The following is a 25613-nucleotide window of genomic DNA, read 5'->3' as shown; positions in this document are numbered from 1 at the left end:
AGCGTGTCCTCCTATAAAAATATCCGAAAACAGCAATAAAGTTATTGTGCATTTTGGGGATTCTAGCTAAACTAATTTGGTGCTCGAAATATAAGATCAAGTGAAAAGAGGAATACGTATGCCGCGAAAATTGTGGGTACTGGTAATTGGTATGATGATTAATGTGACAGGTTCATCTTTTCTATGGCCGTTAAATACGATTTACATACATGAACATCTGGGTAAATCCTTGTCTGTAGCAGGTCTCGTTCTCATGGCCAATGCAGCAGCAAGTGTAGTGGGGAATCTGCTTGGCGGCTGGCTGTTTGACCGTATTGGAGGCTACCGGTCCATTATGACAGGGATTATCATATCCGTTTGCGCCCTGCTTGGTTTAAACTTTTACCATGAATGGCCTTCTTATTTATTTTTACTAATCATAATTGGTTTTGGATCAGGGGTCGTTTTTCCTTCTATGTATGCAATGGCAGGATCGGTGTGGCCAGAGGGAGGAAGAAAATCGTTTAACGCAATCTATTTAGCTCAAAACATAGGCGTTGCATTAGGAGCAGCTTTGGGAGGAATCGTTGCTTCTGTTTCGTTTGATTATATTTTTCTGGCGAATTTTCTTATGTATGCTGTATTCTTCTTGCTTGCTGTTGTGAGTTATAGAGGAATTACCATTAAAGCGAATATCCAAACGAGTGTGCTGCAGGAATCAAGTCAAATTAAAAACAGGACGGCTTTTACTGCGCTTCTGATCCTGTGCGGAGGATACCTGCTTTGCTGGGTCGGGTATGTTCAGTGGCAGTCCACCATTGCGACCTACACACAGCAGATCAATATCACGCTTACACAATACAGTTTGCTTTGGACAATAAACGGTACACTGATAGTTCTTGGGCAGCCTTTGATTCGCCCAGTCGTCAAAAAATTTGAAGAAAATTTTAAAAAACAGATGATCATCGGGATTCTTATTTTTATGGTGTCTTTTGCTGTAACGGCTTATGCGGGCTCGTTTCAGGGCTTTCTGGCTGCCATGGTCATTTTGACGATTGGAGAAATGCTGATCTGGCCCGCGGTGCCTACCATAGCAAATCAGCTGGCGCCAAAAGGAAGAGAGGGATTTTATCAGGGCATCGTAAATTCCACTGCTACCGGAGGAAGAATGATTGGCCCTTTCCTGGGAGGGGTGCTTGTTGATTCCTATGGAATGGGAATTCTTTTTGGGTTTTTAATTATTCTGCTCTTTATTTCGGTTGGACTGACCGTTCTTTATGACCGCCCATTAAAAAAGGAGAAACGAATCGTTCCACTCAATGGTTAAAAGATGGAGCTTATGGTAAAGCTGAACGTAATAAAAGGCTTGCATGCCCATGCTTTATTGCATACAATAATAGAGAAACCAATAGTAAAGACGCTGAAGAGGATTAGTAGGGATTTCATTTCGAGCCAAAAGAGAGCTGACGGAAGGTGCAAGTCAGCCGATTGAATGCCGAACTCGCCTCTGAGTCGATTGTGCGAAGCATTGTTAGTACAATCCGTATTCCGCGATAAGGATGATAACTTTTTCAAAGTGCGTGTACACGAATTTGGGTGGTACCGCGGGAGACTGATAAATAAGCTCTCGTCCCATGATAGGGGCGGGGGTTTTTTGTATTTTTATAGGCATTTGTAACTAGAGGAGGAACTGGAATGAGTTTTAATCATCAGAAGATCGAAAAAAAATGGCAGCAATTTTGGTCAGATCATAAAACATTTAAAACATCCGATGATATTGGAAAAAAGAAGTTTTACGCACTGGATATGTTTCCATACCCGTCCGGCGCAGGTTTGCATGTCGGACATCCCGAGGGCATGACAGCGACAGATATTCTGTCACGCTATAAACGGATGAACGGGTACAATGTTCTTCATCCGATGGGCTGGGATGCATTTGGTTTGCCGGCTGAACAATATGCACTCGATACAGGAAATGATCCTGCTGAATTTACGAAAAAAAATATTGATACATTCCGCCGTCAAATTCAGGAACTCGGATTTTCCTACGATTGGGACCGGGAAATCAGTACTACTGACCCAAGTTATTATAAATGGACACAATGGATTTTTCTAAAGCTCCACGAAATGGGTCTTGCATACGTTGATGAAGTTGCTGTCAACTGGTGTCCTGCACTTGGCACGGTTCTGGCAAATGAAGAAATCATCGACGGCAAAAGCGAGCGTGGAGGCCATCCTGTTGAGCGCAGACCAATGCGGCAGTGGGTGCTTAAAATTACCGCTTATGCAGATCGTCTGATTGATGATCTTGAGGAGCTTGACTGGCCTGAGAGCATTAAAGACATGCAGCGCAACTGGGTAGGAAAATCTGAAGGCGCAGAGGTTCGCTTTCACATCGAAGATACAGACGAATCATTTGAAGTGTTTACGACCCGCCCGGATACTCTTTTCGGTGCCACCTATGCTGTGCTTGCTCCTGAACATCCTCTTGTTGATAAGATTACAGCAGAAGATAAAAAAGAAGAAGTTGCACAGTATATCGATAAAATTAAATCAAAAAGTGATTTAGAGAGAACGGATTTAGCGAAAGAGAAAACAGGAGTATTCACGGGTGCTTACGCCATCAATCCTGCAAACAACCAGAAAATGCCGATCTGGATCGCTGATTATGTCCTCATGAGCTATGGAAGCGGGGCCATTATGGCGGTTCCTGCGCATGATGAACGGGATTATGAGTTCGCGGTTGAATTCAATCTTCCAATCGTTGAGGTGGTTGAAGGCGGAGGTATTTCAAAAGAAGCCTACACCGGAGATGGTGCACATATTAATTCAGACTTTTTAAATGGCCTTGGAAAAGAAGAAGGGATTACAAAAGCAATTTCATGGCTTGAAGAAAAAGAACTTGGCACAAAGAAAACAACCTACCGTCTTCGTGACTGGCTCTTCAGCCGTCAGCGTTACTGGGGTGAACCAATTCCGATTATTCACTGGGAAGATGGAACAACCACTGGTGTGCCGTTTGAGGAACTGCCGCTTGAGCTTCCAAAAACCAAAAACATCAAACCATCCGGCACAGGTGAATCGCCGCTCGCCAATATCGAAGAGTGGGTAAATGTAACCGACCCGGTGACAGGCAAAAAGGGCAAGCGTGAAACCAATACTATGCCGCAGTGGGCTGGAAGCTGCTGGTATTACCTGCGTTATATTGATCCTGATAACGACGATGCGATCGCAGACCCTGAAAAAATTAACCATTGGCTGCCGGTCGATATGTATATTGGCGGTGCAGAGCATGCGGTGCTTCATTTGCTTTATGCCCGTTTTTGGCACAAGGTTCTCTACGATCTTGGTGTAGTGCCAACAAAAGAACCGTTCCAAAAGCTGTTTAATCAGGGAATGATTCTTGGTGAAAACAATGAAAAAATGAGTAAGTCAAAGGGGAACGTTGTAAATCCGGATGAGATTGTAAAAACACATGGCGCCGATACACTACGCGTATACGAAATGTTCATGGGGCCGCTTGACGCATCTATCGCCTGGTCTGAAAATGGTCTCGATGGCTCACGCCGATTCCTTGACCGCATCTGGCGCCTTTTTGTAGCTGATGATGGAGCCTTGACTCATAAGGTGCAAAACAAGCCGAATGACTCACTTGAAAAAGTGTATCACCAGTCGGTTAAAAAGGTGTCAGAAGATATTGAAGGCATCCGGTTTAACACAGCTATTTCCCAGATGATGGTGTTTGTGAATGAAGCATACAAAGCCGAAGTGATTCCAACCCAATATGCAAAAGGATTTACCCAGCTCCTTGCTCCATTTGCTCCTCATTTAGCAGAAGAGCTTTGGCAAAAACTTGGAGAAACGAACCTTTCCTATTCCGCATGGCCTGAATTTGATGAATCCAAGCTGGTCGATAACGAAGTGGAGATTGTCGTGCAGGTAAACGGTAAAATGAAAATGAAACTGATGATCGCAAGAGACGCAGGCAAAGAAGAAATGGAAAAACTTGCGACGAGTGAAGAAACGATACAATCAGCCATTGAAGGCAAAACCGTACGCAAAGTGATTGCGGTTCCCGGCAAGCTGGTGAATATCGTAGCGAATTAAAGAAAACAGGCAGCCGGAGATGCTCCCAATGGTTTTGGGAAGTCTCCGGCTATTTTTTTTGCTATACTGACAGTATGTTTAACTTGGAAAGGATGATTAAAGTGTCTGAATTGAAAACCATAACACCACAAGAGGTACAAAAGAAGATTGAAGCCGGCGAGCCTATTCATTTAATTGATGTCCGCGAAGAAGATGAAGTAGCAGAAGGCATGATCCCTCAGGCGAAGCATATTCCGATGGGAGACGTCGCGATGCATCTTGATGACTTAAATGAAGAAAATGAATATGTCCTGATTTGCCGCTCAGGAAAGCGCAGTGAAAATGTTGGCTGGTTCCTGCATGACCACGGCTACAAAGTAGTCAATATGACTGGCGGTATGCTTGATTATAACGGGGAAACAAAACCGAAGGCGTAAATGATAAGTTTATTTTTGGCTGGGACAGAGGCAGACCATTTTCTGCTATGTTCCAGCCTCTTTTTTCTATCTAAAGAATCATCTGAATGAAGAATGCACAATGTTTTCTGCTTGGGATCCTCGTACTTCTCTGGTGATGATTCATTCCTCTATCTTAATACTCTACTTTTACCGCAAGCGTCTTCCACTTATCAAAAGGAATATTCATGCTTTTACTATCTATTGAATAAAAAGGGATCATTCGCTCTTCATGTTTCTTGTTAATTTCCTCATAAATATACTTGTCATCAAACCCAACCGCAGCTGCTGCTTCCTGATTTGCCGCAAAGTATACCTCATCCAGTCTTGCCCAATAGACCGCCCCCAGACACATGGGACAAGGTTCACAGCTGGTATAAAGAGTGCAGCCTGTCAGCTGAAAGGTCTGAAGTTTCTCACATGCCTTCCGAATGGCTTGTATTTCAGCATGAGCAGTAGGGTCATTAGAGGAGGTAACCTTGTTTTGCCCTGTCGCAACAACAGTTCCATTTTGATCAACCACAATCGCTGCAAAAGGACCGCCGCCTTTTGTGTTGAGATTTTCAACAGCCAATTCGATTGTTTTTTCTATAAACTCATGATGATTCATGTTTTACTCCTCCTCTCAGTTAATTTTAACTAGTATACTTTGATCTTATTATAATCGTGCATACCATCCTCCTGGTGATCTCACAAAAACCAATACTTGGACAGTAATCCATTTTTTGTTGACAACGCTTTCATACGTTACTATAATAAAAGATAAGTTAATATCAGTGGCAGAGAATGAGAGATCACACGGCAGTCTTGATTTTATTGGGACTCGTGTGATTTTTTTGTATGCAAAATCAGTCTCCACTAAGGCGTTTAATAAGAAGGGAGGAAATTAAAAAATTTTTGACACGTTTGTAGTAAGCGTTATCATAATTCACTTGCGCATAATGATATAAATTGAGAGGGGTTTTAGAATGAGGGAGAAAAAAGGGGTACAAAGATTACTGATTATATCAATTATTTTATGTTTGGTCAGTATGATTGGGGCGTCGCTCGTCCAAACATCCGGGGGCAGCATTACCATAAAAGATTTAAGGTGGGAAACTCCATCCGGACATTTGATGAGCGCTTTGCTGCTCATTCCTGAAAATGCTACGGAAGAAACGCCGGCACCAGGGATTGTTACAAGTCATGGCTGGTATAACAATAGAGAAATGCAGGATTTAAATTATGTAGAAATGGCCCGTAGAGGCTATGTAGTCATGTCGATTGATATGTACGGTCACGGAAATTCAGATGCGGTTCCACCCTCTGAATGGCCTAATCGTGGAACCGGAATGTATGATGCCGTAGAACTGATGGCTGACCTGCCTTACATAGATATAAACCGTATAGGTGTGACAGGCCATTCAAATGGTGCAAGGGCTGCTAACTGGTCTATTTTAGAAGACAATAAAAAAAGCGAGGAAGATCAATTAATCTCATCTGTGCTTCTTGTAGCGAATGATGCAATGTATACAAATGATCCTGGAGAACCTTTGTATTGGGCAATGAGAACGGATGAACAGGAGTTTGCAAATGTATATGGGTCACGTGACACAGGAATTATTGCAGCCCAATACGATGAATTCTTTTTCCGCAGTCTAGGGGAGCATGGAACTGTAACAGTTCCCCGCAATTATATTCAAACCGAATATGCTCAGTCTTTCCTGAATTTCGGCGCAGTCCCTGCTGAGGCAGAAGAGCGTGAAAGCTATTCCATCTATCGTCAGAATGTTAACGGGGAGGAAGCTGTACGGGTAATTTATAATCCGGCCCAGATTCACCCGTGGAATCATTTCTCAGGAAACGTCGTGGAGAGCACACTTGAATTTTTCGATGAAACAGTAGGTGCGCCAAATCCAATTGAACCAGCAAGCCAGATTTGGCAATTTAAAGTGCTGTTTAATTTTATAGGTTTAATTGGATTTGTAATGTTTGTTATTAGTTTCACTAAATTTATGCTATTTACAGAAGCCTTCCGATCTTTAAAAGCTCAAAAAGAGGTAACCGCCCGGACAGCACCTAAAGGAGCAGGGTTACTGTGGTTTTGGGGCGGGCTGATTGTAAGCGCAGTTGTATCAGGATTTTCCTATTTGGCCCTATATAACTGGAGCATGGAGAACATTCCTGCCTTTTATAATCAGGCTCCCGTCTATTATATAGGGGTCTGGTCAGCGGTAATGGGAATTACGACCCTGGTTATTTTATTTTTATCCTACAAGCTCTTTTCTAAAGGTCAGGGGATGAATCTCCGTGATTCCGGCGTCATCATAGGATTCAAACCTCTTCTTAAAACGATTGCATTGGCTCTAATCGTTTGTTCGGCTGCTTTTAGCTTGGTATTTATTGCAGACTATTTCTTTAAAACAGATTTTCGTATATGGATAATTGCAGTAAAAGCTTTTACACCTGACAAAATTTTCATGGCTCTTAAATATCTCCCGTTTTTTCTTGCGTTCTATGTTGCCAACTCTATTGCTGTCAATTCATTTAATTTTGTAGCGGGCGGCAAAAAGAAATGGATGAACATAGCATTGCTTACTTTATTTAATGGGATAAGTGTGGCAGTTTTGGCTGTTATTCAATATACAAGTTTCTTTGTTACAGGAGAAATTTATTTTGCAGATCTTTCCCCAATCATTGGAATCTGGCTGCTGCCTATGATTATTATCATACCGCTTGCTGCGATCGTCACCCGGAAAATCTATCTTGCAACGAATAACCCGTACTTGGGAGGAATCATATACGGCATTCTAGTCACAGTAATTATGGTTACCAATACGCTAACTCAATTGTAGGCTGGGATAAAATTAATGAAGATGTTAATAGGATCTTTTTCACCAGGATACTATGAGGTGAACAGAGCGGAAGGTGGCGACTCCAGCAGGATGTGACGGTTGCTTGAGACTTCGCAGGGAGAAGCCTGCAGGAGGCACAGCGCTGTCCCTGCGTAAAGCGTCCGTCTGAAGCGAAGTGAACCGTTTAGAAAAGGTTGGGACACATTTGTCCCAGCCTTTTTTACTTTAACAACTAGAAATCTTTATAATAATATGTAAAGATTATGTAGTCAGAATATTAAAAATAATGGATTGATGCTTTTGACTGAAGGGGTGGGATCAAATGGGATACGATGCAATTGTAGTTGGAGCGGGGCTTGCAGGATTGACAGCTGCAGCAGAGATAGCAGATGCAGGCAGGAAAGTGCTCATTGTTGATCAGGAGCCGGAGGCATCTTTTGGCGGACAGGCCTGGTGGTCATTTGGAGGCTTGTTTTTAGTGGATTCTCCGGAACAGAGAAGACTTGGCATCCGGGATTCGAAAGAATTAGCCTGGCAGGACTGGCTTGGGACTGCAGGATTCGACCGGGAGGAGGATCAGGATTACTGGGGAAAGAAGTGGGCAGAAGCGTACGTTCATTTTGCTTCCGGTGAAAAACGCGAATGGCTTCACGGAATGGGTATTCGTTTTTTTCCTGTCGTAGGTTGGGCAGAAAGAGGAGGATACCTTGCAGATGGGCACGGAAATTCCGTCCCCCGCTTCCATATTGTATGGGGGACAGGGCCAGGCATTCTAGAACCTTTTAAACGGAGAGTTCAGGAGCATATGAAAAGAGGGCTCATTGATTATCTTCCGAGACATCGCGTTAACTCTTTAATACATCTTAAAGGGCGCGTGATTGGCGTAGAAGGAGAAGTTCTGGAACCAAGTTCAGTAAAAAGAGGAGAAGAAAGCAGCAGGAAGGCGCTGAAAAATTTTGCTGTTCAAGCGAAGACGGTTCTGGTATCAAGCGGTGGAATAGGAGGAAATCATTCATTAATTAAAGAACACTGGCCGAACCGACTCGGACCGCCCCCTGAAAAAATGATTTCCGGGGTGCCCGCTCATGTGGACGGACGAATGCTTGCCATTGCAGAAGAAGCGGGAGGCAGGCTGGTCAATCGGGACCGGATGTGGCACTACACAGAAGGAATAAAAAATTGGGCGCCTGTCTGGAATAATCATGGAATTCGTATATTGCCAGGTCCTTCTTCTATATGGCTTGATGCAAAAGGAAAAAGATTCCCATCTCCAAATTTTCCGGGTTTTGATACATTGGGAACACTTCAGACAATCGCAAATTCAGGATTTGACTATTCCTGGTTTATCCTCACTCAAAAAATCATCGAAAAAGAATTTGCTTTATCCGGCTCAGAACAAAATCCTGATCTCACTGAAAAAAGTATAAATAAAGTCTTAAAGCGGATATTGCCTGGTCCAACAGACCCTGTACAGGCGTTTATGGATCATGGAGAAGATTTTGTGGTTGAAAACAATTTGGAGGATTTGGTCAGAGGAATGAACAAACTGGCAGGCTCGAATCTGTTAAATGTTAAAGACATTGAAAAGCAATTGGAATCACGGGATCGTGAAATGGATCATTCGTTTACAAAAGATCTTCAAATCACAGCGATCCGGGGTGCACGAAACTACACGGGAGACAAATTGATTCGGGTTGCCCCTCCCCATAAGATCCTTGATCCGGAAAATGGTCCGTTGATTGCAGTCAGGCTGCATATCGTGAGCCGCAAAACGCTTGGCGGACTCCAAACAGATTTATCAGGCCGGGTGCTGAACCATACGGGTAAAGTTGTTAAAGGTCTTTATGCTGCTGGTGAAGCCTCGGGGTTTGGAGGAGGCGGTTTGCATGGCTACCGTGCGCTTGAAGGAACCTTCCTCGGCGGCTGTTTATTTACAGGGCGTGAAGCTGGAAGGGCAATTGCCCGTGAAGCCGCAGAGGAAAATTAAAAAATAATTTACATTTAATCAATTTTTCAGTCAGGAGAGGTCCGTGTTTCCCGTAAATTGAAAGCTCCCTTTCTATCTTTATCATCCTAAAGAAAAGAGAGTAACTCATAAAATGCTTGAATGGAAACAGGTTATATAGTAAATTGTTAATTGAGAGTGATTATCAATTTCAAATAACAAGACTGTATAACTGCAAAGATAGGATGGTTTATTTGACGCAAATTAATGAACAAACTACAGACTCACCGCTTTTAAAAGTAATACGGGAACGCCGATCAATAAAAGCGAATTATACAGACGATCCGGTAGCGGAATCACTGATCATGAACATTCTTGATGATGCTGTCTGGGCACCGAACCACGGTCTGAGAGAACCATGGCGGTTTATCTTCGTCTCTTCTGAGGAAAAAGAAAACTTTATAGGAAAGCTGGTACAAACATTTCCCAAAGAAATGCAGGAAAATAGGCGTCAGTATTTTAATCAGCCTGCAGCATTTCTTATTATTGTTATACCGGAAGATCCCCGCCATAAACAGCGCGAAGAAGACTTTGGAGCAGTCAGCTGTCTAATACAAAATATTCAGCTGCTGGCCTGGGAGAAAAAGCTTGGTGTAGTGTGGAAAACAAACCCGCATATAGTGGATCCTAAGGTGCGTTCTTTGCTGGGTGTAAAACCGGGTGAAAAAATAATCGGATTTTTGCATCTCGGGTTTTTTCAAGAAGAGTCCATCCCTCAGGGAAGAACACGGACAAATCCCCGTGAGAAGTTAACGAGATTTCAGGATATTTAATGAAGATGTGTTCTAAAAAAAATAAAAGGACAGGTGATGACCATGCTAAGTCAAACGTTAATTAAAGGGTTAAATGATCAAATGAATTATGAATTCTACTCCGCACATATTTATCTGGCTACAGCAGCTTACTGCTCAAATGAAAGTCTCGATGGTTTTGCGAACTTCTTTCTTGCTCAGGCAGAAGAAGAGCGTTTTCACGCTATGAAATTTTATCAGTTTATTATCGATATGGGTGTTCGTGCAGAAATTGACAGCATGGCTAAACCAAATAATCAATTTGATTCTGTTCTGGAGGCATTTGAGAAATCTTTGGCTCATGAAAAAGAAGTTACAAAGCGGATTTATGCTTTAGCCGATTTAGCCTTGGACGAACGCGAACATGCCACAATGAATTTTCTGAACTGGTTTATCGAAGAGCAGGTTGAAGAACAGGCGACATTTGATGCGATTATTCAAAAGTTAAGAAGAATCGATAAAGACAGCAATATGTTTTACATGCTCGAAAATGAATTAGGGAAACGGACATTTGATGGAACGAGCGAAAAATAAAAGTATAAAGTAAGAAGGTTATTAAGAGGGGCTGGGACAAAATTGTCTCAGCCTCTTTGACCGGTTCGCTGTGCTTCTGGCGAACGCTTTCCGCAGGGACGGCGCTGAGACCTACTGGGTTCTCAAGTAACCGTCATATCCTGCAGGAGCAGCCAGCTTCCGCTCCGCTCTCCTGCTAACATAAATTAATATAGCCTCATTTTTAAAACTATTTTTAGTTTTGTCCCAACCTCTTTTTTAAGTAATCGATTATTATTTATTTGCTAGAGTGGATGGTGTTGAAACTTTGCGCTAATCTGTGCGTAGTAAAGAGAAAACGAAGAAAATACAGGGGGAGTTTAAATGGAACTTGATTTTTTCTGGATTGGAGCAGGTCTGACCGCAATGGGCTATTTCATAGGAAGCGGGTTAAAAAAAAGCAGAAGTCCAAAAATGGGCTTTTTAGGGATCAGCAGCGATCAGACATTAATGAAAACGGATGAACTGGCTATTTATCTCCCGATGACAAAAGAAGAGATAGAGGAACTATTTATTCAGTACCCAAGCGCGCCAAGGATTGTTGTAAACGGCACAACGTATGTAAATTGGGAGGTTTTTTCTGACTGGCTATCGAAAACAGATACGTACCGACCTTAAATTACCAGAAACATAATAATTGTTAGTAACAGCGTTAAAATCGGAACAGAGCCTAGGACAAATTGTCACAGGCTTTTAGGCGGCTTAACTGTGTTTCATATGAATTTTCTTTCCTCCTCAAGTCGCCTCCTTTCTAACCCTCACCCCATAATTATGAAAAAACTACCTCTTTTTCTCCATTCATCAGTTATATTAAAGCCTTTTTTTTTGTTTTAATCATAAGTTAATCTTATTAATATACTGTAATTTTATCGAATTTACTTATAATTTCATTATCGTTATCCTTACGATAAAGGAGGCGGTTAAAATAGATCTTTTGCTTATTTTCTTTACAGGCATCGTGGCCACCACGCTTGGAACGCTTGCAGGTGGAGGCGGCCTCATCAGTCTGCCTGTGATGCTGCTGATCGGGATGCCGGTTCATTCAGCTATAGGAGCGAACAAGGTGTCCAACACTTTCAGCTCTTTTTCCGCTTTTATTTATCTTGTCAGGAGAAAACAGATCAATATAAAAGAATCGATTTGGCTGCTGCCGGTAAGTCTTGCTGGGGGAGGCACCGGGGCTGCGATTGCCTCTTTTCTGTCATCTCAAACGATGACTATCGCTGCCATTTTTCTTTTAATGTTCGCAATGGTTACTTCCTTCTTCAGTAAGGCTTCATTTGAAAAAGCAGAGCCGTTTAAAAAAACGCCTGCAAGTGCTGCAGGGCTTTATGGCATAGGTATTTATGACGGACTTTTCGGACCTGGGCAGGGAACGCTGATGCTTTATTTATTCAGCTGGCTTGAAATTTCATATTTGAAGGCGGTAGGACTTGTCCGTCTCGCCACTTTTTCATCCTGCATTGGGGCAGCAGCAGTTTATATTACAGCAGGTCACATCATATGGGGACTGACACTCGCTTTAATGGCGGGTTCCTGGATTGGTGCTCAAACAGGAGTAAGACTTGCTCAACGAATGAAAGCCGGATATGTAAAACCAATGCTCCGGATTATTACCCTCCTGCTAATTATTCAGCTCTTGATAGAGTACTTGAAATGATTTTATAAATATTGCGTATAAATAGAGAATTTGAAATAATTGTATGTATCATTGTCTTACCAGAGTTTAAAAACGCTTCGAATCATGAAAATACAAAACAAATTTAAAGGAGAAGTTGGATGAAAATCGTCTTGTTATTCGGACCGCAGGCTGTCGGTAAAATGACAGTAGGGCAGGAACTAGCAAAAATTACAGACTTAAAATTGTTTCACAACCATATGACGATTGATTTACTTGTTCCGTTATTTGATTTCAGCCCCGAAATGTGGAGGTTAACCACATTATTTCGCGAGGAAATTTTTAAGGAGTATGCCAGGACGGATCAATACGGATTAATTTTCACCTTTGTATGGGCGTTTGATTTGCGGGGGGATTGGGAGTTTCTTGAAACGGTCAGTTCCATTTTTACTGAAAATGGGGGAGAGGTCTACTATGTGGAGCTCGAAGCCGACCTGAAAGAAAGGCTGGAACGAAATGTAAGCCCTCACCGTCTTCAGGAAAAGCCGACGAAAAGAAATATAAAACAATCTGAAGAGAACTTGCTGGAGTCGGTTCAGAAACACCGGCTAAACTCCATGCCGGGAGAAATACAAAAAGAACATTATATAAAAATAGACAACACAAACTTGAGCGCACAAGAAACGGCAAACAAAATTAAAGACTTCTTTTCTTTACAAGCAAAAAAAGAAGACTGAGACGAATTTGTCCCAGCCTCTGCCAATCCTATTATCCAATGTCGCCTGCATTCGTTCCTGCTAAACGTCCTGTTACGAGCGCCGAGGTGATGTTATATCCGCCGGTGTAGCCATGGATATCCAGAAGTTCACCGCAAATAAACAATCCTTTGCATTTTTTCGAGTGCATCGTTTTCGGTTCGATTTCTTTAACAGATACGCCGCCTCCGGTCACAAAAGCCTTTTCAATGGATTGTGTTCCGTTGACGGAAAGCTCAAAGGATGTCATCAGCTGGGCCATCAGCCGGATTTTATCGCCAGCGATGGTTCCTGCCTGCTGATCAGGATCAATTTCTGCGCGTTCCATTAAAAAGTGAAGATAACGCTCCGGAATTTTCCCCTTCCACACATTCTTGACCGCTTTTTTTGCTTCTTCCTTTGCTTCCTTATGCATCTGCTGAAAAAGCTCTTCTCCTTTAATAGAAGGAACGGCGTCGATCCGTATCGTTACAGGCTCGCCTTTTTGCTTTTTCATTTCTTTGACTACATACTGGCTGCAGCGCAGTATGGCTGGCCCGGATAAACCAAAGTGAGTAAAGAGCATGTCCATTTTATGAGTTACCAGCGGCTTTCCTTTTTTGTTAAGCACACTGACGGCAGCTCCTCTGAGAGCAAGTCCCTGAAGCTCGCGATTTTGTATAAAGGGTTCTTGTGACAGAAGCGGCACTTCAGTGGGAAACAGTTCGGTCACTGTATGTCCCGCTTTTTCAACCCATGGATAGCCATCCCCGGTTGAACCGGTTTGAGGGACGGACTTTCCGCCAACTGCAAGAACAACAGCGTCCGCATTTATTTCATCTCCGTTTACTAAAGAAATGCCCTCAACTTCCCCGTCGCCGACTAAAAGATCCCGAACCTCGACATTCGTTCGGATCTCCACGTTCAATTCTCCAAGTCTGCGCAGCAGGGCATCCACTACCGACTGGGCTTTATTTGATACGGGAAACATGCGTCCGTGGTCTTCCTCTTTCAGCGCAACTCCGAGGCCTTCAAAAAATTCAATAATATCTTCATTGTTAAAAACAGAAAAGGCACTGTATAAAAACCGCCCATTCCCTGGAATGTGTTTGATAATTTCATCGACTGGAAGGCGGTTCGTTACATTGCATCTGCCGCCGCCTGAAATCGCAAGTTTCTTTCCAAGCTTTGTTCCTTTATCTACAAGGAGGACATGTTCCTTTTTTTCCCCGGCGGCTATAGCAGCCATCAGCCCGGAAGGTCCTCCTCCTACAACGATCACATCATACTTCATATTTTTTCACCATCTTTTCCTGTACTTTCACTTGCCTTATTTTATCCTGCTCAGTTTGGATGTTCAATCATTTCTCTTATTCATAACAGAAAATCAATTGTCATTCAAAGGATGGAGTAGTACACTATTGGTTAGTGTCGAAATATGAGTTTTCCTTAGATTAGGAAGTGAATAGATCAAAATGTCCACATCAACATTAGTAAGAGGAACCTTTATTTTAACGTTAGGAACGTTTATATCGAAATTTTTAGGGCTGTTTTATGTCATTCCTTTTTATGCTCTTCTGGGAAATGAAGAAGGGCCGGTATCGCTCTATTCATATGGATATGTTCCCTATACAATCTTTCTTTCCATCGCAACGGCGGGTGTTCCGCTTGCGGTTTCAAAATTTATTGCTAAATATAATGCACTCGAGGAGTATGAAATTGGACGAAGGCTGTTCAGGTCCGGACTATGGTTCATGACCTTATCAGGTTTTATTTCTTTTTTAATCATGTTTCTGTTTGCACCATTTTTTGCTGAATTGGCAATCCCGGCAACCGAACAGAAGATATCGGCTGATCAGGTCACGACTGTTATACGTGCTGTAAGCTTTGCCCTTATTATTATTCCATTTATGAGTTTAATACGGGGATTTTTCCAGGGTCATCAGTCGATGGGGCCTACAGCTATTTCAAATGTAGTGGAGCAAATCGTTCGAATCGTCTTTTTGCTCATCGGCGTATATGTTGTCCTCTATATAATGGATGGTTCCATTACTACCGCAATTGCTGTCGCAACGTTTGGTGCGTTTGTTGGAGGAGCTGCGAGTTTAGCTTTATTAATCTGGTATTACTTTAAACGAAAGCCTCATTTGGATAAAATGCTTGAGAAGGATCGGGGCAAGGTGGACGTATCACTGAAAGAAATGTACAAGGAAATAATTCTGTACTCGATTCCATTTGTCCTGGTAGGAGTGGCCAATCCGCTCTTTCAACTAATGGATATTCTTACCTTTAACCGTGCCATGGCTGAAATTGGCCTTGCAGCAGTATCCGATTTTCAGTTTGGAATTCTGACATTTACCACCCATAAACTTGTGATTATCCCGGTTTCTCTCGCCACAGCCTTTGCGATGACTTTGATTCCTGTCATCACCAGCACCTTTTCAAAAGGGAACTGGAACTCTTTAAATCAGCAGCTGGATCAAACCTTTCAAATTCTATTGTTTCTAACCATGCCGGCTGCGATCGGACTTTCTTTGCTGGCTGAACCGGCTTATACCGTATTCTATGGGTACAGTGAACTTGGCACTGATGTGCTGCGGACGTATTCACCCGTGGCCATTCTTTTTGCCTTATATACCGTAACAGCTGCTATGATGCAGGGAATTAATGAACAGCGTTGGAGCGTTCTGAGTTTGCTTGTTGGTCTTCTTGTCAAGCTGTCAATCAATATACCGCTTGTGCAGCTCTTTGAAGTGCAGGGGGCAGTGCTTGCGACAGCCATTGGCTATTTGGCAGCGATCATGATTAACCTGCTTGTTCTGCGTCATTTTGCTGCATACAAGTACCGTAAAGTGGTAAGACGCACAATGCTTATGATTATTTTCAATGTCGTCATGGCCGTGCCCGTTTTGATCATTTACTTCGGGCTTGCATCATTTATGAACCCGGAAAGCAGGCTGCAGGCTTTGCTCATCCTCGCGATATGCGGTGCTGTTGGAGCGTTTGTTTATTTTGTTTTAAGCTTGAAAACACGTTTAGCAGATCAGCTCTTTGGAGACCGCATCACGAGACTTCGCAAGCGTTTTACATCATAATCCCAAAAAAGCCGGTTCATAAGCCGGCTTTTGGTTTGCAAAAAAGGAGGAAGTTCTTTGAGATTAGATAAACTACTGGCAAATATGGGCTATGGCAGCCGAAAAGAAATGAAGAAATTATTGAAATCTGGTGCCGTAATTGTAGAAGGAACGCCTGCAAAAGAAGGTAAAATGCAGATTGACCCTTTTAAAGAGGAAGTGACTGTAAACGGAGAAAAAATTATTTACCGTGAGTTTATTTATGTTTTATTAAATAAACCACCTGGTGTTATTTCAGCAACTGAAGACCGGCAGCATGAGACGGTAATCGACCTTTTACCTGTGGAACTATCTGTTTTTGACCCTTTTCCGGTTGGTCGCCTGGATAAAGATACGGAAGGTTTGCTTTTATTAACAAATGACGGACAGCTTTCCCATCAGCTGCTGTCGCCAAAAAAACATGTTCCTAAGACGTATTTTGCAACCATTGAAGGGGAAGTAACAAGCGAGGATGCTGAAGCGTTTAAAAAGGGAGTCATGCTCGATGACGGGTATGTAACAAAACCTGCTGATTTAGTCATTATTAAATCAGGGACGGTCTCAGAGATTGAACTGACCATTATGGAGGGAAAATTTCATCAGGTTAAACGAATGTTTCAGTCGGTTGGCAAGGAAGTCACTTATTTAAAACGGCTTTCGATGGGCTCACTGAAACTGGATCCTTCACTTGGACTCGGCGAATTCCGAGAGTTGACGCCACATGAGCTTGAACAACTTCAAAATGGGGAATAAATGAAACAGCCCTTTCCGAAAAACGGAAAGAGCTGTCTTTAGCTTTCTTACGAAATTTTTACTTTTTTGTGTGTCGTCGTCCATTTGCCACGACTAGGACTGCTCACTAAATCGTTATAGGCTAACACATTCAAATCTCTTTGAATGGTGCGAGGTGTGATGCCAAATTCATCAACCAAATCATTTGTTGTTACCGTTCCATTTTCTTTGATGAACATGTACACAGATTTGATGCGAGTCAGCATCCGATTCGTAGTTGGTTTCAAAAAACCACTCTCCCTCATCTTTTTTTCATGGGCAATAACTGCAATGAACTTCTTTGTTGAGTATCGCTCAACGACACATTTTTTTGGTTGCCTCACGACAGCCCCTTTTCGTTAAAATTCGACAATCTCATTGTCTGACAATTTCATTGTACAATTAATTGATTGATTTTTCTAGTCCAAAGGACAGTTTTTACATGGTATTTACATTTAAACAAGTTTATTTTGGAGGATGTTTTGGAAAAAATGACTCCCTTTTCCTGATGCTTCCGTATTAAAGAGAGAAGGAGTTGTTGAAAAAAATGCTGAATGTTGACATAAAAGAAGGCGGTTATGCGCCAAATGATGCAAGAATTGAAAATGTTCGTTTTTCTGTTGGACCGGGAGAGCTTGTTGCCATGATCGGAGCAAACGGAGCAGGAAAAAGCACAACCATAAAAGCGATTATGGGTCAGCTGCCATTTCTTGATGGAGAAGCAGAGATAAAAAAAGGAATCCGCTACTCATTTATTCCGGAAAGACCGGTTTTTTATGAAGACTTAACACTATGGGAGCATATTGAATTTGTTGCTGCGGTTGAAGATCTTGAAAAATCAGACTGGGAGCCGCTCGTTCAGTCATGGCTGTCGCGATTTCGCCTAGAGCGTGTCATTCACGATTTGCCGGGGTCCTTTTCCAAGGGTATGCAGCAAAAATCCATGCTTATATTAGCCATTATGTCGAAGCCTTCTTTATGGATCATTGATGAACCCTTTATGGGACTCGACCCATCTGCTGTAAAGCTGCTTTTAGAAACGCTTCAAGAGGAACGTCAAAGAGGAGCCGGTATTTTGATGTGCACCCACGTACTTGATACGGCCCAAAGAATAGCGGACCGGATTTTGATTATGAGTCAAGGCGCCATCTATGTATCAGGTACTCTCTCTGAAGTGCTGGAAGCCTGTGATGTGCCTGATGGAACATTGTACGACTGCATTCCGGAAGGAGATCTTTAATCATGCCTCTTACGCTTTTCAGAGATCGATTAAAGAAAGATTGGCGCTATCAAAAAGATGTCTGGTCAAGTGTCATGGACTGGACAATTGTCTTATATTTGATTTTTCCAGCCCTCTTCTTCAGTGGCTTATTTTACAGGTCGCTTTGGATCCACCCTCCTGAGTGGTTTGACATGATCAACCCGCTTAGTTGGGTACTGTTGTTTTTCCTTTTCACTCTGTCCGGAAAATGGCGTACATACCTTTTTGAAGCAGATTCAGTGTTTCTTACAAAACGTCCGGAATGGATTAACCAAATTCTACAGTCTGCATGGTTTTATAACTATTTTGCCTCTTTTGTTTTCAGTTTTGCGGCATTCATTTTGTTATTGCCTTATACAGTTGGATTGTTAGATGCAACGATTCTTCAAAATGTCCTGCTGCTGCTTATGCTGACTATTATTCGAACACTCTGTAAAGTATGCCTTTCCTGGATTAACTTTTCATTTGCAGGATTTAAAAATGGATGGAGAGGTGCAGCTTTTCTCGGATCGCTCTTCATTTTCTGTACATTAATTCTAGCGGGAATCGCTTATACCCCGCTGCTTGTGCTCATAGCTGTACCTTTGCTTTTTTATTTAGTTAGAAGAGTGTTCAATAGGACAATGGCTGACCCGAAATGGCTGCCAAATCACGGATTGCAGGAAGCAAAATGGAAGGTGCGATGGATACGGTTGATTTTCAGCCTCTCTAAAGAAGTGGAGACGCCGCCCCATACGAAATTCAGAACTAGACCATTGCTATTTCGCAAATCCAGACGGATCATTAGACCAATGACTCCTGTGACCGGAATGCTGGAGCTCTTTTTAAAGCATCATATAAGAAACCCAAAATTTATTTATTATTATCTTCGCATTTTAGCACTCATTGTTTTAGCTGCCATTTTCATTCCAATCAGCTGGCTGTTTATTGCTGCAGCTGCGCTTTTAGCTTTAGGCTGTAGTGCCATTCATAAAATGATGTGGGAAACGCTTATTGAGAAACATTCGATAGGAGTTAAATATAGATTCGATAAAAGTTATGAGCAAGGTAAAAACTGGACTGCTGCGGTTATGTTCACGCCAATTGTGTTAATAGCCTTGACTGCCCTTTTCCTATAAGTAAATGAACGTCAGACAATTTCTTCAACGCAGTCAAACAATACGTGCTTGTCACAGAACAATCGATTATAATGATAGACATTACGAAAAAGGGGTGAAGATTCAGTGCCCATTCAATGGACAGAAGAAGTTGAAAAGCATAAAGAGGAAATCATTGAAAACCTTCAGCAGCTCGTTCAGATTCCGAGTATCTTAGACGAAGAGAATACAACCGAAGAAGCACCTTTGGGCCAGCCTGTAAAAGATGCGTTGGAGTGGATGCTTTCACAGGGGGATAAAGACGGTTTTATCACGAAAAACACCGGAAATCTTGCAGGGCATATTGAAATGGGAGAGGGTCGTGACATACTTGGAGTTCTCTGTCATGTAGATGTGGTGCCGGCAGGTGATGGCTGGTCTGTCCCGCCTTTTAAAGGAGTCGTGGATAATGGAAGGCTTTATGCCAGAGGAGCCATTGATGATAAGGGTCCGACCATTGCTGCCTATATGGCCATGAAAATTCTCCGTAATTTGGACGTTTCATTTGATAAGCGGGTACGAATGATTGTCGGTACAGACGAGGAAAGTAAATGGCGCTGTGTGGATCATTATTTTGAGCACGAAGAAATGCCATCGATCGGTTTTGCACCTGATGCAGATTTTCCTATTATTCACGCTGAAAAAGGAATTATCGACTTTGACTTATTTTTCAACAAGAATCTGAAGGATGAAAAAGCACCACATATGGAAATGCGGTCATTTGTGTCAGGTGAAAGGTACAATATGGTTCCGGATCGTGCAGAAGCTGTTTTAATTCCCGTTTTGGACCAGACATACCTGCTTCAGGAATTTGAGGAGTATTTAAAGGAAAATGAACTGAATGGGGATTACTTTATTGAAGGCGGCGATTTAACCATTGAATTGTATGGAAAATCCGCTCATGCAATGGAGCCTGATAACGGGGTTAACGCTGGCCTTGCGTTACTTTCTTTTCTCGAACAATTTGAACTCGATGTAAACGCACGTGCATTCTGCCGATTCGCTCAAACAATGCTTCATCACGACTCAAGAGGACACAATCTTGGTCTAACAGGCAGTGATGAAATCAGCGGTGATTTGACGGTTAATACTGGGAAAATCCGATACAGTAAAGAAGAGGCTTATTTCGGATTGAATGTCCGCTATCCGGTTACATATGATATGAAAAATGCGCTTTCCAAGCTGACTTCCATGCTTGATCAAGAAGAAATTGAAATTAAAAATATCGATGATTCACCTCCGCACCATGTAGATGGAAATGATCCTTTTATTCAGACGCTGCTTCGCGTATATGAAGAGCAGACCAATCAAAAAGGGGAGCTTTTAGCCATCGGCGGCGGAACGTATGCCAGGTCGCTTGAAAAAGGTGTCGCGTTTGGCGCTCTTTTTCCGGGCAGAGCGGATGTAGCTCATCAAAAGGATGAATATATTGAAATTGAGGATCTTTTGAAAGCTACAGCTATTTATGCCCAAGCCATTTATGAGCTTGCCTGCGTAAAATAATCTTCTTTATTTTGCTGGGGATAAAGGGTAACCGGGACCCGTTCACTTAAAGGACGATCAGTGATTCAACTAGTGAAAAGGAGTGAGTGAAATGACAATAGTACTTTACAACGATCAATTTGTTTCGCGTGAGGAATGCACCGTGGATATCGAGGATCGTGGATATCAATTTGGAGATGGCGTCTATGAAGTCATCCGAATTTACAGCGGGAAGATGTTTACTGGAAAAGAACACATCACACGTCTGTTTGAATCTGCTGAAAAGATCAGGCTTGAACTTCCATTTACAAAAGAAGAGCTGACAGAAAACCTTTACAAGCTTGTTGAAAAAAACAATCTTCATACCGGAACCATCTATTTGCAGGTGACACGCGGAGCATCTGCCCGTCAGCACCAATTTCCTTTAGAAGGAAAACCGGTTTTTACTGCTTATACAAAAGAAGTAGCCAGACCTGAAGCTCAAATGAATGAAGGAGTCACCGCTATTATTGCAGAAGATGTACGCTGGTTAAGATGCGATATTAAAAGTTTAAACCTGCTTGGAAACCTTCTGGCTAAACAGGAAGCATACTCTCAAGGCAGCTTTGAAGCGATTTTGCACCGGGAAGGCACGGTAACAGAAGGCTCTTCTTCCAACGCATTTATCATTAAAAATAATAAGCTCTTTACACATCCTGCAACAAATTTGATTTTAAATGGCATTACGCGCAGGGAACTGATCCGATTATGTCCTGGAATCGGACTGGAAGTAAAAGAAGAAGCCTTCACGCTTGATGACCTTCAAGCGGCTGATGAGGTATTTATTGCAAGCACGACAGCTGAAATAATGCCTATCGTGCAGATTGACGGGAAAGCGGTAGGAAATGCTGCGCCTGGTGAATGGACCCAAAAACTGCAATCAGTGTTTAAAGCTTCCATTCAGGAACAATGTGGAGAATTAGTAAAGGTTGAAAGATAATAAATGCATGCAGCTGCATTTCACCCAGTCGGAAGAAACTTCTGACTGGGTGAGATGCAGTTTTTTAAATGAAATTAGACTAAAAAAATAAACGGAGCAGGAAAACTGATATTGAATAAATTATTCGATTTTTGCAGAAAAAACGGCTGGAACTCAATTAGTCTCAGCCATAACATCCATTATGATTCAAATCGGAACAAATCACTTGATAGATACCGTTCACCCGTATCACAAGCGATAAAAATAACGACAGAATCCTCCGGCATATTTTTTGCGGTCTCAAGCGCTGCATAACAGGCAGCACCAGAGGATGGACCAACAAGAATTCCTTCTTCGCGGGCTAGTCTGCGCGTTATTTCATAAGCATCCTCATCTTCAATCTTATGAATTTGATCATATACAGATTGATTTAAGATAGAGGGAATAAAGCCTGGGCTGGTTCCTACAAGTTTGTGTTTACCGGGTTTTCCTCCAGATAAAACAGGTGATCCGGCAGGCTCTACTACATGCACCTGCAGTTCAGGAAAGGCTTCTTTTAAAACTTCCCCTGTACCCGTGATCGTGCCTCCTGTACCTGCTGTAGCAACAAATGCACTAAGTGGTTTATTCAGCTGTTTCACTGCTTCCATTATCTCTAAAGCGGTTGAATGACGGTGTGCATCCGGATTGGCTGAGTTGTCAAATTGCATAGGCAGGAAACTGTCCTGAATCTCTTCAGCAAGCTCTTTTGCTCTCTTAATGGCGCCGGGCATTTTATCATCACCAGGCGTAAGCACAACTTCTGCGCCGTAAGCTTTTAAAAGATTAATCCGTTCAGAAGTCATCGTGTCGGGCATGACAAGAATAGACCGGTAGCCTCTGGCAGCAGCATTCATCGCAATTCCAATCCCTGTATTGCCGCTGGTCGGTTCTATAATCGTTGAGCCCGTTTTTAAAAGCCCCTGCTTTTCTGCTTCGATCATCATGTTAAACGCTGCACGGTCCTTTACGCTCTTGCTCGGATTGTAATACTCCAGCTTTGCATAGACCGCAGCGCCCCCTTTTGGCTGAAGCCGGTTAAGCTTAACAAGAGGGGTATCTCCAATTAATTCTGCTATATTTTGAACGACTTTCATCTTCATCATCCTTTCAAACTTTCGATCCATTGATAACTCTTTATATTCTACCTGTAACGACTTCGTCAATCAATTATGTCTACTTGCTCTAAAAGATATACCAAATGGACGAACAGCGGTATAATAAATAAAAAAGGAAATGTTTAACGGAGGTGTCATTCATGTCCACACCACATTATTTTATAGCGATTGAACTTTCTCCTTTTGTCAAAGAAAAAATTGAAAATCAAAAAAGCAGTTGGCAGGAAACGCTTGATTTTAAGCAATGGACGCATAAACAGGATCTTCATATTACTCTTGCATTTTTGGGAGCTGTTTCAGAAAAAGCGCTGGCAGAGATCCAGACGCAAATGAAAGAAACGATTCCCGCTTCTCCAAGTGTTTCAATAAGAATTAATCACATCCATACATTCGGAGAAAAAGAATCTCCGCGTATTTTTTGGGTCGGCCCGAATCGGGCGGATGAAATTCAGCCTTTATACGACCAGGTGCAGAAAATCATTCAATCAGCCGGACTGAAATCGGAAGACCGCCCGTTCAGACCGCATATTACGATTGCAAAAAAATGGCAGGGATCAAAAAAATTTCATCCGCCTGAAAATTTTATTCCGTTTGATATGAAAGTCTCATCGGTCTGCCTGTACCGCATTCATCCCCAGGAAACCCCTAAGTATGAAGTCGTATCTCAGTGCAGATTAAGATAAACAGAGACCTCTAAAAAGAGGAGTGGCAAAGTGGCACAATTGATTAAATTGCAGGACTATGTTTCCAGATATGAAAAAGACAGCATTCGTTATCCATCACAATTTGTCCGATTAAAAAAACAGCAATGGTCTAAAATTAAACAGCAATGGGAAGAAGGCTCTGTTTTTTTAAATGACGAAGATGCGAAGCAGTTTAGAAATGATATTCAAGGTAAAGAGGGTCTCGTTAAACGCTTTAGGAAGATTTGGGTGAAAGAAGAGGAGCATCCTCTGTCTGAATCGGCAGAACAGCCGTCAGAAAGTGACTCCTTTACTTTTGAGCCGAAAGTGTATTATCGCCCTGACACCATTGAAGATTTAAAGCATCTTTATATGGATCAGCTTTATACTATTCAGCTGAAATGGGCGAGTTCTACACTCACAGAAAAATCATATGTAGATGGCAAATACGCAAGAGAAGAACCGCTTCGTTTTTTTCTTCAGCGATTTCCCGATACGTATCTTGTTATGTATGAACCTGTTATGCTCATCAAAAAGGCACCTATTGAATTGGATGTTCTGGTATTTACCCCTACGGAACTTTGGTGCATTACTCTTCTGGAAAATGCCGATCAATCCGCCTATCTTGGTTCAATGGATCGTTTTTGGACCATAAAATCGGGTGAACAGGAAAAAAGAATGCTAAATCCATCTATTTCCCTGGATAGGACCGAAACCATTATTAAGGGATTATTTAATCAGCAGGATCTGGACTTTCCAATCAAAAAAGCAATAATATCCAGGAATGGATACATTGATTTTAAAGATGCTCCATACGGGTTAACCTTGCTTGATAAAAAGAGTTTTCCCGCCTGGTTCTCCCAGCAAAGAAGCATGCGCGCGCCTTTAAAAAGTGCTCAGCTTCGGGCGGTTAAGACTGTATTGGACCTTACGCAGACTACTTCTGTGAGAAGAATGATGTGGTCTGAAGATGATCAGGAGACGGATAGGTTGGAGAATTCAGAATGAAAGTGATTTTTATCGTGAACCCCCATGCGAAAAACGGCTATGCTTATAAGCGGTTTTTAGCTGTAAAGAATATGTGTGAAGCGAATTCAATCGAATACTGGGTTACTGCAGCTCCTTATGAGGCAGTTGAAAAAATTCGACATTACTGTGAAAACCATGTTCATGAAGAGACGCTTTTTGCAGGGATTGGGGGAGACGGGACGATGCATGAGCTGGTCAATGCGACAGCTGGGTTCCCCCATGCATTTGCAGCGTGCATTGCAGCAGGATCGGGCAATGATTTTGCACGTCATTTTCCTTCATTTCCTCTTTCTCCTGAATCATTTCAAGAACTATCATGTTGGGACGGCAGGAATGAAAAACATGACGCTGCACGTTTCAAAGGACTAAAGACCGGGTGGTTTGTTAATAATCTTGGAATTGGATTTGATGCAGCAGTGGCAAATTCGTCGAACCGTTCCGGGTTTAAAAAATGGCTGAATCGAATAAAATTGGGAAAATTGATTTATGTTTACTATTTGATCTATCATCTTATAAGCTATAAACCTCAGTCTATGAAGGTCCAAATCGATGGCAAAACGATGGAGCTGGAAAAGGTTTGGTTTATTACAATAGCTAATCAGCCTTACTATGGAGGGGGCATGATGATTGCCCCTCATGCGAGGTCTGATGACGGATTGCTTGATCTGACAATCGTGCACCAGTTATCACGCCTGAAATTTCTTACTGTCTTTCTTTCTGTGTTTTTTGGTGGTCATCTGCGATTTAAAGAGGTGACAACGGAACAGGGAAAACAGATAAAAGTTGAAACAGAAGAACAGGCTCTCATTCATGCCGACGGAGAGTTCGGGGGCAGCTTAATTCGAAATCATCCGCTTTATGTCGAAGTAGAACCGAAAAGCTGGTCATTTGTTCCATCGAAAAAACAAGGGTCTTGACGAAAGCACCCTCTAAACGATAGAATTTTAAAAAGGATAGCTATTGTCTTTT

The 25613-nt window shown here is 42.2% G+C and carries 23 protein-coding genes and 1 other annotated feature; of the genes, 19 read left to right on the top strand and 4 right to left on the bottom strand.

Annotated elements, in window-relative coordinates:
- Positions 1-118: 118 nt before the first annotated feature.
- The 3 genes from P6709_RS17405 to P6709_RS17395 all read left to right on the top strand — a co-directional run bounded on the left by P6709_RS17405 (position 119) and on the right by P6709_RS17395 (position 4502).
- Positions 119-1306: an MDR family MFS transporter gene (locus P6709_RS17405; RefSeq protein ID WP_278242205.1), complete on the top strand. Its 1188-nt coding sequence runs from the start codon at positions 119-121 to the stop codon at positions 1304-1306.
- 84 nt (positions 1307-1390) lie between these two features.
- Positions 1391-1617 (top strand) — a binding site (T-box leader).
- 57 nt (positions 1618-1674) lie between these two features.
- On the top strand, positions 1675-4086 hold the full coding sequence (leuS, locus tag P6709_RS17400; protein ID WP_278242204.1) for a leucine--tRNA ligase: 2412 nt from the start codon (positions 1675-1677) through the stop codon (positions 4084-4086).
- A gap of 101 nt (positions 4087-4187) precedes the next feature.
- Positions 4188-4502 (top strand): rhodanese-like domain-containing protein, encoded by a 315-nt coding sequence (locus P6709_RS17395; RefSeq protein WP_278242203.1) that lies wholly within the window; start codon positions 4188-4190, stop codon positions 4500-4502.
- Between the two features lie 154 nt (positions 4503-4656).
- On the opposite strand, the gene P6709_RS17390 is transcribed toward P6709_RS17395, so the two are convergent.
- Positions 4657-5130, bottom strand: a complete 474-nt coding sequence (locus P6709_RS17390) for a nucleoside deaminase (protein WP_278242202.1) — start codon at positions 5128-5130, stop codon at positions 4657-4659.
- A 358-nt stretch (positions 5131-5488) separates the two neighbouring features.
- Between P6709_RS17390 and P6709_RS17385 the strand changes: the two genes are divergently transcribed.
- From P6709_RS17385 to P6709_RS17355, 7 genes are all read left to right on the top strand, one after another.
- Positions 5489-7354: an alpha/beta hydrolase family protein gene (locus P6709_RS17385; RefSeq protein ID WP_278242201.1), complete on the top strand. Its 1866-nt coding sequence runs from the start codon at positions 5489-5491 to the stop codon at positions 7352-7354.
- Positions 7355-7676: 322 nt separating this feature from the next.
- Positions 7677-9341, top strand: a complete 1665-nt coding sequence (locus P6709_RS17380) for an FAD-binding dehydrogenase (protein WP_278242200.1) — start codon at positions 7677-7679, stop codon at positions 9339-9341.
- 212 nt (positions 9342-9553) lie between these two features.
- Positions 9554-10132 carry a nitroreductase family protein gene (locus P6709_RS17375; protein ID WP_278242199.1) on the top strand — a complete coding sequence of 193 codons (579 nt, stop codon included), beginning with the start codon at positions 9554-9556 and terminating at the stop codon, positions 10130-10132.
- A 42-nt stretch (positions 10133-10174) separates the two neighbouring features.
- Entirely contained in the window at positions 10175-10684 is a 510-nt protein-coding gene (locus P6709_RS17370) for a ferritin (protein ID WP_278242261.1), read from the top strand.
- A gap of 342 nt (positions 10685-11026) precedes the next feature.
- The gene (locus tag P6709_RS17365) at positions 11027-11320 is read left to right on the top strand and encodes a DNA-binding protein (RefSeq protein ID WP_278242198.1); all 294 of its coding nucleotides are present in this window, start codon (positions 11027-11029) and stop codon (positions 11318-11320) included.
- Positions 11321-11627: 307 nt separating this feature from the next.
- Positions 11628-12362, top strand: a complete 735-nt coding sequence (locus tag P6709_RS17360; protein WP_278242260.1) for a sulfite exporter TauE/SafE family protein — start codon at positions 11628-11630, stop codon at positions 12360-12362.
- Between the two features lie 119 nt (positions 12363-12481).
- Positions 12482-13057: a shikimate kinase gene (locus P6709_RS17355; RefSeq protein ID WP_278242197.1), complete on the top strand. Its 576-nt coding sequence runs from the start codon at positions 12482-12484 to the stop codon at positions 13055-13057.
- A gap of 31 nt (positions 13058-13088) precedes the next feature.
- On the opposite strand, the gene P6709_RS17350 is transcribed toward P6709_RS17355, so the two are convergent.
- The gene (locus P6709_RS17350) at positions 13089-14348 is read right to left on the bottom strand and encodes an NAD(P)/FAD-dependent oxidoreductase (protein WP_278242196.1); all 1260 of its coding nucleotides are present in this window, start codon (positions 14346-14348) and stop codon (positions 13089-13091) included.
- 181 nt (positions 14349-14529) lie between these two features.
- On the opposite strand from P6709_RS17350, the gene P6709_RS17345 reads away from it, so the two are divergent.
- Positions 14530-16149, top strand: coding sequence for a putative polysaccharide biosynthesis protein (locus P6709_RS17345; protein WP_278242195.1), 1620 nt, complete (start codon positions 14530-14532; stop codon positions 16147-16149).
- A gap of 57 nt (positions 16150-16206) precedes the next feature.
- Positions 16207-16920 (top strand): pseudouridine synthase, encoded by a 714-nt coding sequence (locus P6709_RS17340; RefSeq protein ID WP_278242194.1) that lies wholly within the window; start codon positions 16207-16209, stop codon positions 16918-16920.
- Positions 16921-16967: 47 nt separating this feature from the next.
- Here P6709_RS17340 and P6709_RS17335 read toward each other — a convergent pair whose 3' ends face one another.
- A complete protein-coding gene (locus P6709_RS17335) occupies positions 16968-17186 on the bottom strand; it encodes a DeoR family transcriptional regulator (RefSeq protein ID WP_041060221.1) in 219 nt (72 codons plus the stop codon).
- Between the two features lie 299 nt (positions 17187-17485).
- Between P6709_RS17335 and P6709_RS17330 the strand changes: the two genes are divergently transcribed.
- The 4 genes from P6709_RS17330 (at position 17486) to dat (ending at position 21796) form a co-directional block, all read left to right on the top strand.
- Positions 17486-18178, top strand: coding sequence for an ABC transporter ATP-binding protein (locus P6709_RS17330; protein ID WP_278242193.1), 693 nt, complete (start codon positions 17486-17488; stop codon positions 18176-18178).
- Between the two features lie 2 nt (positions 18179-18180).
- The gene (locus tag P6709_RS17325; RefSeq protein WP_278242192.1) at positions 18181-19317 is read left to right on the top strand and encodes an ABC transporter permease; all 1137 of its coding nucleotides are present in this window, start codon (positions 18181-18183) and stop codon (positions 19315-19317) included.
- A 105-nt stretch (positions 19318-19422) separates the two neighbouring features.
- Positions 19423-20838, top strand: a complete 1416-nt coding sequence (pepV, locus tag P6709_RS17320; protein WP_278242191.1) for a dipeptidase PepV — start codon at positions 19423-19425, stop codon at positions 20836-20838.
- A gap of 91 nt (positions 20839-20929) precedes the next feature.
- On the top strand, positions 20930-21796 hold the full coding sequence (gene dat / locus P6709_RS17315) for a D-amino-acid transaminase (protein ID WP_278242190.1): 867 nt from the start codon (positions 20930-20932) through the stop codon (positions 21794-21796).
- A 179-nt stretch (positions 21797-21975) separates the two neighbouring features.
- Here dat and cysK read toward each other — a convergent pair whose 3' ends face one another.
- Complete coding sequence (cysK, locus tag P6709_RS17310) at positions 21976-22911, bottom strand: cysteine synthase A (protein WP_278242189.1); 936 nt, start codon at positions 22909-22911, stop codon at positions 21976-21978.
- Positions 22912-23072: 161 nt separating this feature from the next.
- On the opposite strand from cysK, the gene thpR reads away from it, so the two are divergent.
- The 3 genes from thpR to P6709_RS17295 are packed head-to-tail and all read left to right on the top strand — an operon-like array spanning position 23073 to position 25561.
- A complete protein-coding gene (gene thpR, locus P6709_RS17305; protein WP_278242188.1) occupies positions 23073-23615 on the top strand; it encodes an RNA 2',3'-cyclic phosphodiesterase in 543 nt (180 codons plus the stop codon).
- Between the two features lie 30 nt (positions 23616-23645).
- Positions 23646-24623 carry an NERD domain-containing protein gene (locus P6709_RS17300; protein WP_278242187.1) on the top strand — a complete coding sequence of 326 codons (978 nt, stop codon included), beginning with the start codon at positions 23646-23648 and terminating at the stop codon, positions 24621-24623.
- Positions 24620-25561 (top strand): diacylglycerol/lipid kinase family protein, encoded by a 942-nt coding sequence (locus P6709_RS17295; protein ID WP_278242186.1) that lies wholly within the window; start codon positions 24620-24622, stop codon positions 25559-25561. Before P6709_RS17300 ends, P6709_RS17295 begins: the two co-directional genes overlap by 4 nt.
- The last annotated feature ends 52 nt before the right edge of the window (positions 25562-25613 follow it).

The organism is Jeotgalibacillus sp. ET6 (assembly GCF_029667115.1).
GTDB lineage: Bacteria > Bacillota > Bacilli > Bacillales > Jeotgalibacillaceae > Jeotgalibacillus.
This window is presented reverse-complemented; position numbering and strand designations above follow the sequence as displayed.